Here is a 17,040-nt window from a genome sequence, read left to right on the forward strand (position 1 = left end):
GCTCATCGCACCGCTGGTTCCCGCGCCGCGCGGCGCCGGCTCCACCCGGCGCCCGCTGCCGCCACGCCCAGCGACAGGGCCAGCAGCGCCGGGAGGGACAGCGTGGGGATGGCGGCGGGCCCGGCGGGTACCGCGCCGCTGTCGGTGATGCGCAGCAGCACGCTGTTCGTATCCGCCACCCAGCTGGCGCCAGCGTCGACGGTGTAAAACGTGTCACCGGCGTCCGCCGCCGTGCCCCAGCGGAAGGTGTCCCCGGCCACGGCGGCCTTGGCCACCACCCAGAGGTGCTGCCCGGCCGGCGCGGCGTAGCTGCCCGTGAACTGTACGGGTTCCAGTGACGACGAGATCGGACCGACGGGTGTGAACGCCGCGCACGATGGCCCGGGCGCCGTGCCGCCAGGGCCATCGTCGCAGACCTGCAGGTTCACCGTGCCGATCGCGCTGACGCCGCCGCCGTTGCTGAGCAGCAGCGTGACCTCGGCCACGGAGAAGCCGGCACCTCCGACGGGGATGCGCACGGCGGTGAACTGGGTGAAATTCAACCCGTTGAACCAACCCAGTCCCCCCATCCCCAGGTTGTCATGCAGCGTGGCGGCGCCAGCCGCCAGGGGGGTGGCTGCCAGCGCGGCAGCGGCGGCTGCCAGGGCCACGCGCCAGCGGCAGGCGCGCAAAAGGGACCGGGGTCGAAGCAGCAGGGGCGAAAAATGCATGGCAAACAGTGGTGGAACGATGGAGGGGGTCCGGGCGGGGTCTCTGACGGCACCACGGCGGCGACGGGTTGAGCGTAGGCGGAGTGCGGGCGGCGGATTGACTGGCTATCCCGCCGGCCTTTGACCCGGCGTTTCCGGGATGGCGTCCCATCTCGACAATATGAATGAGAATCAGTATCATTTAAGTGCCTGAGTACGCCACACCCGTCCACCGCAAAAGGCTTGTCCTTCTTCAAGGAGCATTGCCATGGACACCGGCGTACACACCAACTCCCACCAGAGCGCAGCCGTGCACCACGCGCCCGCCACGCTGGCGCGGTGGCAGCATGCCGTGCAGCGCGCACGGGCAGCGCAGCAGACGGGCCAATGGCGCATGGCGACCGCCTATCAGCACCAGGCCCTCGCGTTGTCGCTGCGGCTGCTGGAGCACACGCCGCCACCGGGGCGCGAGGACGACTGCGTGGCGGCGGTCGTGGTCTCGCACCTCAATGTGGCCGACCTGCAGGTGCAGGCGGGCGCCGTGGACGACGCCACCCAGATCCTGTGCCGCGCCCATGCCGTGCTGCTGGGCCTGATGGCCGATGCACGCCACGGCGCGGGCCTGCAGCAGGCCGCGTGGCGCCACAGCCGCGAAACCCATGCCGCCTTGCTGCGCCATGTGCAGGCCCATGGCGCGCACCCGTCCGTCACGCAGGCCCTGGCCTCGGCCCATTTGGCCCACGGCCCGGGGCCGCACTGAAGGGCGTGCCGCTTCCTGGCCGTGGGGTGCCATGGCCCGAAGGACGACGCGCTCCGGCCTTTCTATCCACTCCGTTTCCGATCCAAGGACACCATGCCCCATACCTTGCCCGCCTTGCCCTATGCCTATGACGCGCTCGAGCCCCACATCGATGCCCGCACGATGGAGATCCACCACACCCGGCACCACCAGACCTACATCAACAACCTGAACGCCGCGCTGGAAGGCACGCCGCACGCCCACCTGCCCATCGATGAGCTGGTGGCGCGGCTGGTGCTGCTGCCCGAGAACCTGCAGGGCCCGGTCCGCAACAACGGCGGCGGCCATGCCAACCACAGCCTCTTCTGGAGCGTGATGTCGCCCCGGGGCGGCGGCCAGCCCCAGGGAGAGCTGGCGCGGGCCATCGATACGGATCTGGGCGGGTTCGGCGCCTTCAAGGAGGCCTTCACCAAGGCCGCGCTCACGCGCTTTGGCAGCGGCTGGGCCTGGCTTTGCGTGACCAAGGCGGGCCAGCTGGTGGTGGAAAGCACGGGCAACCAGGACAGCCCGCTCATGGCGGGCCCGATGTCGGGCCACACGCCCGTGCTGGGGCTTGATGTGTGGGAACACGCCTATTACCTGCAGTACCAGAACCGGCGTCCCGAATACATCGCCGCGTTCTACAACGTCATCGACTGGGCCGAGGTGGCCCGCCGCCATGCGCTTGCCCGGGCCTGACGGGCCATCGCGCCCGCTCCACCACCCGCATTCTGAAAACCGCCCCTCGACAACAACCCCAGGAGCCGCCATGCAGACCCCGCCCGCTTCCACCCATACGGTTCTCGAACCGCTGGCGCGTTCCGCCTCGTCGGCCCGCCGCGTCGCCACCCTGCGTGGGCGGCAGTGGCTCGGGCTGGGCATCGTGCTGCTTGGCATCGTGGCGGGCTCGGCGCAGGCATGGGCCTGGATCGCCGGCCAGCCGGTGGTGCGGGGTGCGCTCTGGGCCGGCCTGGCGGCAGCGCTGGCCACGGCGCTGGGCACCGCGCCGGTGCTGCTCTCGCAGCGCCTTTCCGAGCGCACGCAGGACACGCTGTTCGGCTTCGGCGCGGGCGTGATGCTCGCCGCCTGCTCGTTCTCGCTCATCATCCCCGGCATCCAGGCGGCACGCGCGGGCGGCGCCGGTGCCTGGGCGGCCGGGGGCACGGTGGGGGCGGCCATCCTGCTGGGCGCGCTGGTGCTGCTGATGATGGAGCGGCTGCTGCCGCACGAGCACTTCATCAAGGGCGTGGAGGGCGGGCAGGCCTCGCGCACGCTGCGGCGCACGTGGCTGTTCGTCTTCGCCATCGGGCTGCACAACCTGCCCGAGGGGCTGGCGATCGGGGTGGCCTACGCGGGCGGCGATGCCCTGCGCGCCAGCGCCCTGGCCACCGGCATCGCGATCCAGGACGTGCCCGAGGGCCTGGTGGTGGCCGTGGCGCTGCTCGCCGCGGGCTACCGGCGCTTGCTGGCCGTGGTGCTCGGGATGGCCTCCGGGCTGGTGGAGCCCGTGGGCGCCGTGCTGGGTGCGGCCGTGGTCAGCTACTCCGCAAGCCTGCTGCCCTGGGGGCTGGGTTTCGCGGCCGGGGCCATGCTGTTCGTGATCAGCCACGAAATCATCCCCGAGTCGCACCGCAAGGGCCACGAGGCCTGGGCCACCGGCGGCCTGATGCTGGGCTTCGTGATCATGATGCTGCTGGATACGGCGCTGGGGTGAATTTTGCTATCGAATTAATAGCTTTCAGCGCTTTCCTGTCAAGGGGGAGGTGCCGATTTGATCCGTAGTGCAGGGAATGCAGGACTGGCACCGCCCCCGCTGCCTCCGCCCGGCGCGGTCCGCACCCGTGCCACCGCGAAGCCGGCTTGCCGGGGGGAGGGGCAAGACATGCCGGGGGACCTTTTTCCCTACCCAAAGAACCGGTAGCACACCACGATGGCCGCCACCACGCCCGCCAGCTCGGCCAGCAGCGCGCAGCTGACGGTGTGGCGGGTGCGCTGGATGCCCACCGCGCCGAAGTACACCGCCAGCACGTAGAAGGTGGTCTCGGTGCTGCCCTGGATGGTGGCCGCTGCCAGCGCGGCAAAGCTGTCCACGCCCTGGGCTTGCATGGTCTCGATGAGCATGGCGCGCGCGGCGCTGCCGGAGAATGGCTTGACCAGCGCGGTGGGCAGCGCATCGACGAACCGGGTGTCCGCGCCCAGCACCTGCACGCACCAGCGGATGCCGTCGAGCACATAGCCCAGCGCCCCCGATGCCCGGAACACCCCCACGGCGCACAGCATGGCCACCAGGTACGGCAGCAGGCCCTTGGCCACATCGAAGCCTTCGCGCGCACCCTCGATGAAAGCCTCGTACACGGCGACCTTGCGCCAGGCGCCCAGGGCCACGAACAGCACCACCAGCATGAACAGCGTGAGGTTGCCGAGCAGGGAAGACAGCTGCGACAGCGCCGCCGCGCTCAGCGTGGTCAGGAGTGCCATGAAACCGCCGAGCACCAGCGCCACGGGCAGCAGGTAGGCCAGCACCACGGGGCTCCACAAGGGCAGGCGCTGCACCACCGCCACGCTGAGCAGGCCCACGAGGGTGGATGCGGACGTGGCCAGCAGGATGGGCAGGAAAACGAGTGTCGGGTCGGGCGCGCCCTGCTGCATGCGGTACATGAAGATCGTCACCGGCAGCAGCGTGAGCGAGGAGGCATTGAGCACCAGGAACAGGATCTGCGCGTTCGTGGCGGTCTCTGGCTCGGGGTTCAGCTCCTGCAGGGCTTTCATGGCCTTCAGGCCCATGGGGGTGGCCGCGTTGTCCAGCCCCAGCGCGTTGGCCGCGAAGTTCAGCGTCATGAGACCCAGGGCCGGGTGGCCGCTGGGCACGCCGGGCATGAGGCGGCGGAACAGCGGCGCCAGCCAGCGCGCGAGGGCGTCCACGATGCCCGCCTTCTCGGCGATGCGCAGGAAGCCCAGCCAGAGCGTGAGCGTGCCGAACAGCAGCACCATCACCTCGACCGAGAGCCTGGCCATGGCGAACAGCGCCTCGACCATGGCGGCGAAGATCTGCGCGTTGCCCGCCACGAGCCACTGCGCCAGCGCCGCCACCGCGGCGGTCAGGAAAAAGCCCAGCCACAGGGTGTTGAGCATCAGGGGGTACCGGGAAGAGTGGGGGGATCAGCCTGCATGCCGCCAAGGTTACCCGGCTTGCCGCGCAACACCCGCCGATACCGTGGCTGGCAGGCAACGGATGGGTCAGTGGTACCCTATAGGGTTCGGTTTACCGCCGTGCGGGGGCTTTGGGAAGCGCTTTTCCCGCGCCTGCGGGGTCCGCACCACACATCCTCAGGCGCCTGGCGCGCCGCAACACCAACGAAAAGAGATCCAACATGGGCGCGCAGTGGAAAGCAAAAGGCAAGGCACAGGTGGCGGATGCCAAGGGCAAGCTGTTTGGCAAGCTGGTCAAGGAAATCACCGTGGCCGCGCGCGGCGGCGCCGATCCGGCCAGCAATGCGCGCCTGCGCCTGGTGGTCGAGCAGGCCCGCAAGGCCTCGATGCCCAAGGACACGCTGGAGCGCGCCATCAAGAAAGGCTCGGGCACGGGCGCCGACGCGGTCAACTACGAGCGCGTGATCTATGAAGGCTTCGCGCCCCACCAGGTAGCGGTGATGGTCGAATGCCTGACCGACAACGTGAACCGCACCGCGCCCGAGATGCGCGTGCTGTTCCGCAAGGGCCAGCTGGGCACTTCGGGATCGGTGGCCTGGGACTTCAATCATGTGGGCATGATCGAAGCCGAGCCCGCCACGCCCGATGCCGATCCCGAACTGGCCGCCATCGAGGCGGGCGCGCAGGATTTCGAGGCTGGCGACGAGGAAGGCACCACCACCTTCTGGACCGACCCCACCGACCTGGACCTCGTGAGCCGCGCGCTGCCCGCCCATGGCTTCAATGTGCTGTCGGTCAAGCTGGGCTACAAGCCCAAGAACCCCGTGAATCCCGCCAACCTCTCGCCCGAGCAGCTCGAAGAGGTCGAGAACTTCCTGGCGGCCATCGACTCCAACGACGACGTCCAGAACGTGTTCGTGAGCCTGGGCGGCTGATGCCGGTGCGCCGGCTTCGCGGCCGGGCCCGCTCCCTGCATCGCCCTCGCAATTGACTTGTCCATGACCGCAGACCATTACGCAGCCCTCGGGCTGGCGGCCAACGCGTCGCTCGCCGACATCAAGAAGGCCTTTCGCCAGAAGGCGTCGTTCTACCACCCGGACCGCAACGACGCGCCCGACGCCGCCCAGCGGTTCCAGGCCGTGCAGAAGGCCTACGAAGTGCTGTCGGACGACACCGCCCGCCAGACCTACGACGACAACCGCCGCCGCAACCTGCTGGACGACCCGCTGCAGACCGCGCAGGAGATCTGGCAGGCCTACTCCTCGCGCATCCTTTCCTCTCCTTCTTCCGCTTCGTGAAACTATCTCCCTACTTCTACGATCTGCGCTCCGCCTACCAGGCCGAGCTGGATGACCTGGTCTCCGACTCCGAGGGCAAAGACGTCCTGCGCAAGCGCCTGGCGGAAAAGCGCAACGAGATCGCCTTTCTGGTGCAGATGATGGAGCTGGCCCCCGAGATGGTCGCAGTGGTCTTTCACCACGGCTTTCGCTTCACCAAGCCCGGCGCGGTGGAGCACCTGCTGGGCCTGCCGGTGGACGAACTGCCCGACTGGCACAGCCTGGCCCATGCCGTCACGCTCGAGCCCTGGGCCCAGAGCCTGGCGCAGACCGTGCTGCGCGAGCCGCAGGGCGCCCGGTTCATGGCAGTGGCGGCCGGGCTCGAGTACCTGCACCTGCATGCCCGCATGGCCCCCGCGGCGCACGCGGCCGAGGGCGACGGCGACCAGGGCGAAGACGCTGCGGATGCGGCGGAACACGATGACGATTTCAGCGCCCTGAGCGCCGACGACGCCGTGGACCCGCAAAACAGCCGCACCCGCGAGGAAGCCAGCTCCAACTGGCTGGCCGATGTGGGGTTCGACAGGAAGGACTGAGGCCCTCCCGAGGCGCTGCGCGCCATCCCCGCGAGGGGGACGCCTGCGGCGGACCGGCCACGCCGGACCAAGGCAAGGCGGCGCTGGCGACGGCGGCGCGCCAGTTTTTAGCGGTCTGCGCCCAGCGCAGCGACACACCAAGGAATACGCATGAGCAGCAACAACACCCACCTCGCCCTGATCACCAGGACCACCAGCCTGATCGCGGCCGGCGACATCGTGGGCGCCGAGTCGGCGCTGGCCGAGCTGGCCGATACCGACGGGGACGGCGCGCTGATGGTGGTGCTGGACCAGCTCGCGCCCAAGGACATCCTGGCCGTGATGCGCGAGTACGACGACTCCAAGGCCTCAGTGGTCAACCTGCTGGTCACGCCCGAGCAGTTCGCGCGCGCGATGGTGCTGGAAAAGCAGTACAAGGACCTCACGCACACGCACCTGCGCAATATGGTCAATGCCGTCATCTTCCGCGACGACGCCGATCCCGTCGAGTTCCTCACGGCCATCGGCGACCTGGAAGGCGGCGCCGAGGCACTGGCCAACTACTTCGCCGAAAAGTGGAGCCGCATCGAAGCCTTTGCCCGCACCGGCACGTTCGACGCGGTGGAAGACTACGGCCCCACGCTGACCGACGACGAACTCCTCGCCTCGGGCTATGTGCAGCCGCGCATCGACCAGGACGAGGTGGCGGACCGCGACTGGATGCAGATGGCCTGGCTGCTGCGCTACGAGTGCCGCGACCTGTTCATCGAAACCTTGCTGGTGCTGCGCGCCAAGGCCCGCGCCTTTGACCTGGGCCTGGAAGAGGGCGACGAATCGCCCGCCGAGGAAGACGACGGCAAGTTCGAAACCAGCGAAACCGACCGTGGCAAGGCCACGCCCGCCGCCCGCACGTCCGACGAAGAATCCGCGATTTAGATGACAACCCCCTGTGGCGCTTCGCGCCTTCCCCCTTCTCTCGAATGGCTGCGCCATTCGGGAAGGGGGACACCGCCAGCGCGGCGGGGCGGCCCTTGCGCGGCGGTTCTGGCCTGGAGCGTGCCAGTTTCATGGCCCATGAGCACTGCGAAGCGCGATAGATACTGATATGACTGTGCCCAACACGCCTTCTTCAACGACTGACGAGATTGCAGCCGCCAACGCGCTGCAGCTCCACGACGCCCGCCCGTTCTTTGAAAAGGCGCTGGCGCATGGTGTCCAGCACGGCGTGATTGGCGCCGACAAGCTCGCGGCCATCAATGCCGATGCGCCCAAGGGCATGGTGCAGATCGCGCGCTACTTCGGCAGCGAATTCTTGCGGCCCGAGCTGGAGAAGGCGCGCGACCGCATGGTCAACCTCATCAGCCTGTACCTGCTGGACACCACCGGGGGCGACCTGCACGAGGCCGCCGTCTCGCTGCGCGACCATTCGTTCCTGTCGCGCTCCAAAGGGGGCTCGGATATGCTCAAGCGCCTGATCGCCATGCCCGAGAGCAGCAATTTCGGCATGGCCGGCTATGCCGATGCCGAAACCCCGCTGCTGGCCGTGTGGTCGCTGCGCAGCCACGCCGACTACCGGGCCGAGCTGGCGCGCCGCACGCAGATTGCGCAGGCCATCCAGGCCGCCCAGTGGCTGGCCGGGCAGTTCGACCTGGATCCCGACGAGCTGGAAGCCGCGGGCGCCGACGCGGAAGCCGTCATCCGCGCTGGCTTGCTCATGGTGGCCCTGGCGCCCAAGGCCATGGACCTCGGCGAGTGGCCCAACACCGTGTCGTTCGAAAAAGTGCTGATAGCACAGCGCAAGAAGAAGCTCGCGCCGCCCGTGCAGCTGCGCCTGCCTGCCGGCTTGCCTGCCGAACTGCGCGAGGTGGTGCAGGCGCATTGCGCCAGCGTGCTGGCCGACCTGCCCAAGCTGCTCGACGCGGCCACACCGGTGCGCACGCTGCTGCGCCCCACCGGCGCTTTCCGCGCGCGCTACTTTCTGCTGGACGACCCCTTGGCCGAGGTGGACAACTTCCACCGCAGCCTGGATGCGCTGGAGGAGGGTGAGGAACCCCCGCTTCCCGCGAGCAAGATCTGGACGAGAACGGTGCAGGGCAACGATGACGAACATTCGCTGCTCACGCTGTTCCTGTGCCTGGCGGCCGGGGCCCCCAAGAAGACGCTGCTGACCGAGAAGACCGCCGCGAGCCTCGTCCGAAAGATCCGCAAATCGGGCCTGCAGCCCGCGCTGGCGGCCGACTTCATCCGCGCCCATGCGCCCGGCGTGCACCAGCAGGACTACATCGCCCTGTGGACCGGCTTCGTGCAGGACGCGGAAAAGACCCTGCTCAGCGACATGGACTACCAGATGCACGACGCCCTGGCACTGCTGCGCCGGGAGTGCAACGTGGTGGGCGACTGAGCACCAAGGAAGAGGTGGCCGGCCGCGGCCTGGGGCATGGGCGCTGGCACCGGCGGCCCGCGCCCGTGGCGCCGCCGCGTGGCCCCGCGCGATAGTTCCTGCATTTCGCAACGGCTCGGTTAACATTCAGCGCGTTTCTTGTCCTGCCGCAATCCCTTCATGCCCGCCCCGCGGGGCTCCCTTACGCCGCTGCCCCGTTCCGTCTCCGTGCACAGCCCCACACTCGTCATTCTCGCGGCCATCCTGTCGGCGCTGGTTACCGCAGTGCTGTATGCCGTGTGGCATTTCAACAAGAACATCCCGGGCCTGCGGCTGTGGACGCTGTCATTCCTGGGCGCGTCGGTGTTCTGCGCCACGCTGCTGGCGCGCGAGCGGATGCCCGAAGTGCCGGCCGTGGTGCTGGCGCAGGGGGCCAATGCGCTGGCGGCCTACCTGTGCTGGCTGGGCAGCCGCGCCTACATGGGGCGCCCGCCCATCGCCCACCGGTATGCCGCGGCCGCCATCGTGTCGCTGGTGGCGCTGTCGGTGTATTTCACGGTGGCGCAGCCCCATCCCGGCGCGCGGTTCGCCCTGGCGGGCTGGTTCGCGGGCGTGTGCTTCCTGCTCACGGCGCGCACGCTGGCGCAGGGTGGCTTTCGCCGTGTGCCGGCGCGTTACCTGCTCGCGGGCGTCATGGCCTTCCATGGGGTGTGCGTGCTGGTGCGCCCCGTGATCTTCCGGCTGGCCGCCCCTTCGGATGCCGGCCTGCTGACGCAGCTGTCGCAGTTCGTGGTGCTGGAGGCCACGGTGGCCCTCGTGATGATCGCGTTTGGCGTGCTGATGCTGACCAATGAATTCGTGACGAGCGAGCTGCGCCACCTCGCCGAGATCGACCCGCTCACCAGCGTGTTCAACCGCCGCGCCTTCATCACGCTGCTGGACAAGGGCCTGAGCAATGCCCAGCGCACCCGGGCCGCGCTGCCCGTGCTGGTGATGGACCTCGACCACTTCAAGAAGATCAACGACACCGGCGGCCACCAGTGCGGGGACGACGCGCTGCGCCACTTCGTGGACCTGGCCCACCGCTGCCTGCGCCGGGAGGATGTGATGGGCCGCCTGGGTGGGGAGGAGTTCGCCATCTTCCTGCCCAACGCGGACGGCCCTGGTGCCGCCGGCGTGGCCGAACGCCTGCGGGCGCTGGTCGAGTCCGAGCCCATGGATGCCGAACGGCGGCGCGTGGCCCTGACCGTGAGCATCGGCATCACGCTGTCCACCAGCGGGGATTCGGCCGAGGCGGTGCTGCAGCGGGCGGACGAGGCGATGTACCTTGCCAAGGCGCGCGGGCGCAACCGGGTGGAGGTCGTGGCGCTGCCGGACGATCCCGTGCCGTTGAAGTGGCCGCGCCCCGCGGAGCGGCCCGGCACGGCGCGCAGCGCGGCGGTGCTGTAGCCAGCTTCCACCAGGCGCGCGTGCGGTCGCGCCGCCGGGCCCTGCCGCTTGCCTGATGGGCCTGAAACGCTGCCTGTGTCGGCTGCCCGACCTTCGGGCGTGCCGCCGCGCAGCGCGCCGCCGCACAATGGTGGCCTTGCCTCGTCCCGTCCATTCCCAGACCACCACCATCCCCCATGGCATTGAATCCCCACGGCAGCAACCCGCTCGGCGGCGCGGGCCCCGGCACCGCGCCCGGTGCATCGCCGTCGGCGCCCGCAGCGCAGCGCAGGGCGTTCCTGGCATCCGGCACGGGGCTGGCCGCCCTGGGTGTGGCGGCGGCCGCCGGGGCCGGCTACCTGCTGTACCGGGGCAACGACCGGCAACTCGTCTTTGGCACCCTGGCGCGCGCCATGCAAGAGGTCGAGCGCCTTGCGGGCGCTGCGGTCCAGCCGCTGGCGCCCGCCACGGCCTGGAACTGGTCGCAGACGCTGGAGCACTGCGCACAGAGCATCGAGTTCTCGCTGCGGAGCTTCCCGGCGCCCAGGTCGGCGCTGTTCCAGAACACCCTGGGTGCGGCTGCTTTCAACGTGTTTGCCCTGCGCGGCCGCATGAGCCACGACCTGGCGGAGCCCATCCCGGGCGCGCCCGCGCTGGATGCGTCCACGCCCGGGGCGTCGGCGGCCCTGGCCCGGCTGCGCCAAGCCGTGCAGGACTTCTCCGTGCACGCGGGGCCGCTGCACCCGCACTTCGCCTACGGGGCGCTGGACAAGGCGCAGTACGAGCAGGCGCACGCCATGCACCTGGCCAATCATCTGTCGGCGTTTGACGCAGGGGGCTGAGCGCGGGCTGCGCGGCCCTGTGCAGTTCCATGCCATGCGGATGCCGGCTGGATGCTATTGAAGTTATAGCTTTTGGCGCTTGTCCAGCAAGCGCCAGAGGCATATTTCACCCGAATGTGCCCATTCTCTCTCAGCCCAGATCGTCAAAATCCCATTGGGCGCAGAGGGCGTCGAAGCGCAGGGCGTCCAGCACGCTCAGGAACACACCGGGTTCCGCAAGCTCCCCCTCGGAGTGCAGGTACCACACCAGCGCCTGCGGGCCCACGGTGAAGATGCGCAGCCCCGCCATGTCCACGACGGGCCGCGCCCGCAGGGCGTCCAGCAGCGACGCCAACTCGCCGGGCGTTGAGAACGCCCCGCACGTGCGCATGCCGCAGAACGGATAGCCGCCTTGTGCCATCTGGTAGTAGGCGACGGTGTGCAAAAACGCCTCCAGGCCCACGGCTTCCTCGAACCAGTCCGGGGAATCCAGGTCGGTGGTCTGCCACACCCGCTGCCGGGCATCGGTGGCCCACCAGCACACGCCCTGGTTCTCTTCCAGAAACAGCAGCTTGTCGCCCAGGCACTCCCAGTCTTGCGGCGGCGCAAACCGCTGAAAACCGGCCATCAAATCGGCACGCCTGCCCACGGCGGCGTAATAAGCGTGCAGGGCAGGGGGCACTGGGCCACCCAGGCGATGGCTTGCGGCGGCCAGTTCATCTTCCGGCAGCCCGTCTTCGGGGCTGACAGGGCGGCCCAGCAGCCAGGCCAGGGTGTCTGAAAGGGGCGGGGTGGTGAGGGCAGTCATGGGTGTCGGTTCAAGGGGCCGCCACGCGCGGCAGGTGCAGGCCGGATGTTCGGGTGGCGATTGATGCAGGTCAAGGGAGGGCGTGCTGCGGCTTGGGGTAACGCGGGGTGCAAAGCTACCATCCCCCGACGGGCCCAAGTGCCCACAAGGATGGACCATGAGCAAGCAATGGAAGATCGCTGCGGCTTTGGCCGTGGTGCTGCTGGGGGGAGGGCTGCTGCTGCGCTGGGCGCCCTGGCAGGCCAAAGGGCCAGGCCCCGGCTTCGTGAGCGGCAACGGCCGCATCGAGGCCACCGAGATCGCCGTGGCCACCAAACTCGCGGGCAAGGTGCTCGATGTGCTGGTGGCCGAGGGCGATTTCGTGAAAGCCGGGCAACCCCTGGCCCGCATGCAGATCGACAGCCTGCAGGCCCAGCGTGAAGAGGCGGTGGCCCGGCTGCAGCAGGCGCAGCTGGCCATCAGCAGTGCCCAGGTGCAGGTGGCCCAGCGTGATAGCGACTACCAGGCCGCGCTGGCCGTGGTGGCCCAGCGCGAGAGCGACCTCGACGCCGCCCGCCGCCGCCTGCCGCGCTCCGAGCAACTGGCGCGCGAGGGCTTTTTCTCCAGCCAGTTGCTCGACGACGACCGCGCCAAGGTGCGCAGCCAGCAAGCCGCTGTGACCGCTGCAAAAGCCCAGGCGAAGGCCGCGCAGGCGGGCATCGGTGCGTCGCGCACGCAGGTGACCAGCGCCGAGGCCAATGTGCGCGCGCTGCAGGCCACGCTGGCCCGCATCGATGTGGAGCTGGCCGACAGCGAGCTCAAGGCGCCGCGCGATGGCCGCGTCCAGTTCCGCGTGGTGCAGCCCGGCGAGGTGGTGGGTGCGGGTGCGCGCGTGCTGCAGCTGGTGGACCTGAGCGACGTGTACATGACCTTCTTTTTGCCCGAAACCGTGGCGGGCCGCGTGGCGCTGGGCAGCGAGGTGCGCATCGTGCTCGATGCCGCGCCGGGCTTCGTGATCCCGGCCACCGTGTCGTTCGTGGCCAGCACAGCGCAGTTCACGCCCAAGACGGTGGAAACCGCGAGCGAGCGCCAGAAGCTCATGTTCCGCGTGCGCGCCCAGATCGACAAGGCGCTGCTGCTGCGCCACCAGGAACAGGTCAAGACCGGACTGCCCGGCGTGGCCTGGCTGCGGGTGGACCCTGCGGTGGAGTGGCCCGCAGAACTCGCCGTCAAGGCTGGCCAGTGAACCCAGCGGCCGGCGCTGCACCCGTGGCCCGCCTGCGCGGCGTGGGCCAGCGCTACGGGCGCACGGTGGCGCTGGAGGGCATCGACCTGGAGGTGGCCGCCGGCCGCATGGTGGGCCTGATCGGGCCGGATGGCGTGGGCAAGTCCAGCCTGCTGGCGCTGGTGGCGGGTGCCCGTGCGGTGCAGCAGGGCAGCGTGGAGGTGCTGGGCGGCGACATGGCCCAAAGCCGCCACCGCAGCCGGGTGTGCCCCCGCATCGCCTACATGCCCCAGGGCTTGGGCAAGAACCTGTACCCCACGCTGTCGGTGGAAGAAAACCTGCAGTTTTTTGGCCGCCTGTTCGGGCACGACGCGGCCGAGCGGCGCCGCCGCATTGACCAGCTCACGCGCAGCACGGGGCTGTATCCATTCCTGGCGCGGCCAGCGGGCAAGCTCTCGGGCGGCATGAAGCAGAAGCTGGCCCTGTGCTGCGCGCTCATCCACGACCCCGACCTGCTCATCCTGGACGAGCCCACCACCGGCGTGGACCCGCTGGCGCGCGCGCAGTTCTGGGATTTGATCGGCCGCATCCGCGCCGCGCGGCCGGGCATGAGCGTGATCGTGGCCACGGCCTACATGGAAGAGGCGCAGCGTTTTGAATGGCTGGTGGCCATGGACGAAGGGCGCATCCTGGCCACCGGCACACCCGCCGAGCTGATGGCCCGCACCGGGCACGATGCGCTGGAGCAGGCCTTTGTGGCCCTGCTGCCCGAGGCCAAGCGCCGGGGCCACCGGGCGGTGCAGATTCCGCCGCTGGACCGGTCGCAGGCAGACGACGCTGCCAACGTCGCCATCGAGGCGCGCGACCTCACCATGCGCTTTGGCGACTTTGTGGCGGTGGACCATGTGAGCTTTCGCATCCAGCGGGGCGAGATCTTTGGCTTTCTGGGCAGCAACGGCTGCGGCAAGTCCACCACCATGAAGATGCTCACCGGCCTGCTGCCCGCCAGCGACGGGCAGGCCTGGCTGTTTGGCCAGCCGGTGGACCCCAAGGACATGGCCACGCGGCGGCGGGTGGGCTACATGTCGCAGGCGTTTTCGCTGTACAGCGAGCTGTCGGTGGAGCAGAACCTGGTGCTGCATGCCCGGCTGTTCCACGTGCCCGAGGCCGAGGTACCCGCGCGCGTGACGGCCATGCTCGAGCGCTTTGACCTGCAGGCCGCGCGCGGCTCGCTGCCCATGAAGCTGCCCCTGGGCATGCGCCAGCGCCTGTCGCTGGCCGTGGCCATGGTGCACCAGCCCGAGCTGCTGATCCTGGACGAGCCTACCTCGGGCGTGGACCCCATGGCGCGCGACAACTTCTGGCGCCTGATGGTGGAGCTGGCGCGGCGCGACAAGGTCACCATCTTCATCTCCACCCACTTCATGAACGAGGCCGAGCGCTGCGACCGCATCTCGCTGATGCACGCGGGGCGTGTGCTGGAGAGCGCCGCGCCGCAGGACATCGTGGCAAAGCGCGGCGTCGCCACGCTGGAAGAAGCCTTCATCGGCTACCTGGAAGATGCTGCAGGCAATGCACTGGTCCAGGCCACCGTGGACGCTTCCGAGCGCCCCGCGCCACCCCCGGCGCCCATCCCCAACGCTCCCACCTGGCGCACCCGCCTGCGCCAGAGCCTGGCCCGCATCCACAGCACCCAGTGGCGCGAATCTCTGGAGCTGCGCCGCGACCCCGTGCGGGGCGCCATGGCGCTGCTGGGCTCGCTGATCCTGATGTTCGTGATGGGCTACGGCATCAGCATGGACGTGGAGAACCTGCGCTTTGCCGTGCTGGACCGCGACCAGACCGCGCTGAGCCGCGCCTACACCCTGAACCTGGCGGGCTCGCGCTACTTCACCGAGCAGCCGTCGATTGCCACCTACGCCGAGCTGGACGCGCGCATGCGCTCCGCCGAGATATCGCTGGCGCTGGAGATCCCGCCCGGCTTTGCGCGCGACGTGGCACGCGGCCAGCCGGTGCAGATCGGTGCCTGGGTGGACGGGGCCATGCCCCAGCGCGCCGAAACCGTCATCGGCTACGCCCAGGGTCTGCACCAGCAATGGCTGGTGGAGCAAAGCCGCAGCCGCACGGGCGTGGTGCCCCGGGGCCTGCTGGAGGTGGAGCCGCGCTACCGCTACAACCCCGACGTGCGCAGCCTGCCGTCCATGGTGCCTGCCGTGATCCCGCTGCTGTTGCTCATGCTGCCCGCCATGCTCACGGCCCTGGCCGTGGTGCGCGAGAAGGAACTGGGCTCCATCATCAACCTGTATGTCACGCCCACCACGCGCACCGAATTCATGCTGGGCAAGCAGCTGCCCTATGTGCTGCTGGCGCTGTTCAACTTTGGCTTGATGTGCCTGGCGGCGGTGACGGTGTTTGGCGTGCCGATGACGGGAAGTTTTGCCACGTTGACGCTGGCCGCCGTGGTGTTCAGCCTGTGCTCCACGGGCATGGGCCTCTTGGCCTCCACCGTCACGCGCAGCCAGATCGCGGCGATGTTCTTCGCCATGGTGGGCACCATCATTCCCGCCGTGCAGTTTGCGGGGCTCATCAACCCGGTGTCGTCCATGACGGGGTTTGCGCGCTGGGTGGGCGAGGTCTACCCGGCCAGCCACATGTTCACCATCAGCCGGGGCGTGTTCAACAAGGCGCTGGGATTGCAGGACCTGCAGGCCGAGTTCTGGCCCATGCTGGTGGCGGTGCCGGTCATCGTCGGTGCCGCCATTGCCTTGCTGAAGAAGCAGGAGACCTGACATGGCGCTGCGTGGACGGTGGTCCAACATCTTTCGGTTAGGCATCAAGGAGCTTTGGAGCCTGTGGCGCGACCCGGCCATGCTGTTCCTCATCGTCTACACCACCACACTCGCGGTGTACTCTGCGGGCATGGCGCAGCCCGAGACGCTGCACCACGTGCCCATTGCCATCGTGGACGAGGACGACTCGGCCTTGTCCCAGCGCATCGCCACCGCGTTCTACGCCCCCCAGTTCACGCGCCCCGCCATGATCACCATGCGCGAGGTGGACCCGGGCCTGGACGCCGGCCGCTTCACGCTGGTGCTGCACATCCCCGCCCACTTCCAGCGCGACGTGCTGGCAGGCCGGGTGCCGCAGGTGCAGCTCAACATCGACGCCACGCGCATGGGGCAGGCGTTCGCGGCCAATGGGGCGGTGCAGCAGATCGTGCAGCTGGAGGTGGCCGAGTTCGTGCAGCGCGACCGCACCGTGGCCGAGCAGCCCATCGAGCTCACGGTGCGCTCGCGCTTCAACCCGGCGCTGAACCCCGCGTGGTTTGGCTCGTTGATGGAGCTGATCAACATCGTGACCATGCTCTCCATCATCCTCACAGGCGCCGCGCTGATCCGCGAGCGCGAGCATGGAACGGTGGAGCATTTGCTGGTGATGCCCGTCACCCCGGGCGAGATCATGCTGGCCAAGGTCTGGGCCATGGCGCTGGTGGTGCTGGTCGCCACGTGGATTTCGCTCACGGCGGTGATCCGCTGGGCGATTGGCGTGCCCATCGAGGGTTCGGTGCCGCTGTTCCTGCTGGGGGCCACGCTGCACCTGTTTGCCACCACGTCCATGGGCATCTTCATGGCCACGGTGGCGCGCAGCATGCCGCAGTTTGGCTTGCTGATGGTGCTGGTGATGATGCCGCTGCAGATGCTGTCGGGCGGTGTCACCCCGCGCGAGAGCATGCCGCTGTGGGTGCAGTACGGCATGGCGCTGGCGCCCACCACGCACTTCACCGAACTGGCCCAGGCCATCCTCTACCGGGGCGCGGGCTGGGCGGTGGTGTGGCCGTCGCTGGTGTGGCTGCTGGGGATTGGGGCCGTGCTGTTCAGCCTGGCGCTGGCGCGGTTTCGCAAGACGATTGCGCGCATGGCGTAGATGCTT

16 protein-coding genes are annotated in these 17,040 nt (G+C 69.1%); 13 read left to right on the forward strand and 3 right to left on the reverse strand.

The window, feature by feature from the left end; genetic code table 11:
- Positions 1-2 precede the first annotated feature (2 nt).
- Positions 3-710 (reverse strand): hypothetical protein, encoded by a 708-nt coding sequence (locus tag AC1RVY_RS01610; RefSeq protein ID WP_492805007.1) that lies wholly within the window; start codon positions 708-710, stop codon positions 3-5.
- Between the two features lie 247 nt (positions 711-957).
- Here AC1RVY_RS01610 and AC1RVY_RS01615 point away from each other — a divergent pair, with 247 nt between their 5' ends.
- The 3 genes from AC1RVY_RS01615 (at position 958) to AC1RVY_RS01625 (ending at position 3,181) form a co-directional block, all read left to right on the forward strand.
- Positions 958-1,449 (forward strand): DUF2753 family protein, encoded by a 492-nt coding sequence (locus AC1RVY_RS01615; RefSeq protein WP_218341142.1) that lies wholly within the window; start codon positions 958-960, stop codon positions 1,447-1,449.
- A 93-nt stretch (positions 1,450-1,542) separates the two neighbouring features.
- Positions 1,543-2,166 carry a superoxide dismutase gene (locus AC1RVY_RS01620; protein WP_218341143.1) on the forward strand — a complete coding sequence of 208 codons (624 nt, stop codon included), beginning with the start codon at positions 1,543-1,545 and terminating at the stop codon, positions 2,164-2,166.
- 70 nt (positions 2,167-2,236) lie between these two features.
- Positions 2,237-3,181 (forward strand): ZIP family metal transporter, encoded by a 945-nt coding sequence (locus AC1RVY_RS01625; protein WP_492805009.1) that lies wholly within the window; start codon positions 2,237-2,239, stop codon positions 3,179-3,181.
- A gap of 188 nt (positions 3,182-3,369) precedes the next feature.
- Here AC1RVY_RS01625 and AC1RVY_RS01630 read toward each other — a convergent pair whose 3' ends face one another.
- A complete protein-coding gene (locus tag AC1RVY_RS01630) occupies positions 3,370-4,599 on the reverse strand; it encodes a nucleoside recognition domain-containing protein (RefSeq protein WP_218341145.1) in 1,230 nt (409 codons plus the stop codon).
- Positions 4,600-4,838: 239 nt separating this feature from the next.
- Between AC1RVY_RS01630 and AC1RVY_RS01635 the strand changes: the two genes are divergently transcribed.
- The 7 genes from AC1RVY_RS01635 to AC1RVY_RS01665 all read left to right on the forward strand — a co-directional run bounded on the left by AC1RVY_RS01635 (position 4,839) and on the right by AC1RVY_RS01665 (position 11,119).
- Positions 4,839-5,552 carry a YebC/PmpR family DNA-binding transcriptional regulator gene (locus tag AC1RVY_RS01635; protein WP_218294839.1) on the forward strand — a complete coding sequence of 238 codons (714 nt, stop codon included), beginning with the start codon at positions 4,839-4,841 and terminating at the stop codon, positions 5,550-5,552.
- Between the two features lie 63 nt (positions 5,553-5,615).
- Entirely contained in the window at positions 5,616-5,915 is a 300-nt protein-coding gene (locus AC1RVY_RS01640) for a DnaJ domain-containing protein (RefSeq protein ID WP_492805011.1), read from the forward strand.
- Positions 5,912-6,490: a hypothetical protein gene (locus AC1RVY_RS01645; RefSeq protein ID WP_218294841.1), complete on the forward strand. Its 579-nt coding sequence runs from the start codon at positions 5,912-5,914 to the stop codon at positions 6,488-6,490. Before AC1RVY_RS01640 ends, AC1RVY_RS01645 begins: the two co-directional genes overlap by 4 nt.
- 150 nt (positions 6,491-6,640) lie before the next feature.
- Complete coding sequence (locus AC1RVY_RS01650) at positions 6,641-7,405, forward strand: hypothetical protein (RefSeq protein WP_218294842.1); 765 nt, start codon at positions 6,641-6,643, stop codon at positions 7,403-7,405.
- 169 nt (positions 7,406-7,574) lie between these two features.
- Positions 7,575-8,870 carry a hypothetical protein gene (locus AC1RVY_RS01655; RefSeq protein ID WP_492805012.1) on the forward strand — a complete coding sequence of 432 codons (1,296 nt, stop codon included), beginning with the start codon at positions 7,575-7,577 and terminating at the stop codon, positions 8,868-8,870.
- Between the two features lie 159 nt (positions 8,871-9,029).
- A complete protein-coding gene (locus tag AC1RVY_RS01660; RefSeq protein ID WP_218294844.1) occupies positions 9,030-10,298 on the forward strand; it encodes a GGDEF domain-containing protein in 1,269 nt (422 codons plus the stop codon).
- 176 nt (positions 10,299-10,474) lie between these two features.
- The gene (locus AC1RVY_RS01665; protein ID WP_492805014.1) at positions 10,475-11,119 is read left to right on the forward strand and encodes a DUF1569 domain-containing protein; all 645 of its coding nucleotides are present in this window, start codon (positions 10,475-10,477) and stop codon (positions 11,117-11,119) included.
- Positions 11,120-11,249: 130 nt separating this feature from the next.
- On the opposite strand, the gene AC1RVY_RS01670 is transcribed toward AC1RVY_RS01665, so the two are convergent.
- Positions 11,250-11,906 carry a hypothetical protein gene (locus AC1RVY_RS01670; RefSeq protein ID WP_492805016.1) on the reverse strand — a complete coding sequence of 219 codons (657 nt, stop codon included), beginning with the start codon at positions 11,904-11,906 and terminating at the stop codon, positions 11,250-11,252.
- A gap of 157 nt (positions 11,907-12,063) precedes the next feature.
- On the opposite strand from AC1RVY_RS01670, the gene AC1RVY_RS01675 reads away from it, so the two are divergent.
- Genes AC1RVY_RS01675 through AC1RVY_RS01685 form a run of 3 tightly spaced genes read left to right on the forward strand, consistent with a single transcriptional unit; the run spans position 12,064 to position 17,034 of the window.
- A complete protein-coding gene (locus AC1RVY_RS01675; protein ID WP_492805017.1) occupies positions 12,064-13,131 on the forward strand; it encodes an HlyD family secretion protein in 1,068 nt (355 codons plus the stop codon).
- Complete coding sequence (rbbA, locus tag AC1RVY_RS01680; RefSeq protein WP_492805018.1) at positions 13,128-15,899, forward strand: ribosome-associated ATPase/putative transporter RbbA; 2,772 nt, start codon at positions 13,128-13,130, stop codon at positions 15,897-15,899. The genes AC1RVY_RS01675 and rbbA overlap by 4 nt, the downstream gene beginning before the upstream one ends.
- A gap of 1 nt (position 15,900) precedes the next feature.
- Positions 15,901-17,034, forward strand: coding sequence for an ABC transporter permease (locus AC1RVY_RS01685; RefSeq protein WP_218341152.1), 1,134 nt, complete (start codon positions 15,901-15,903; stop codon positions 17,032-17,034).
- The last annotated feature ends 6 nt before the right edge of the window (positions 17,035-17,040 follow it).

Source organism: Acidovorax sp. GW821-FHT11A03 (genome assembly GCF_058809075.1).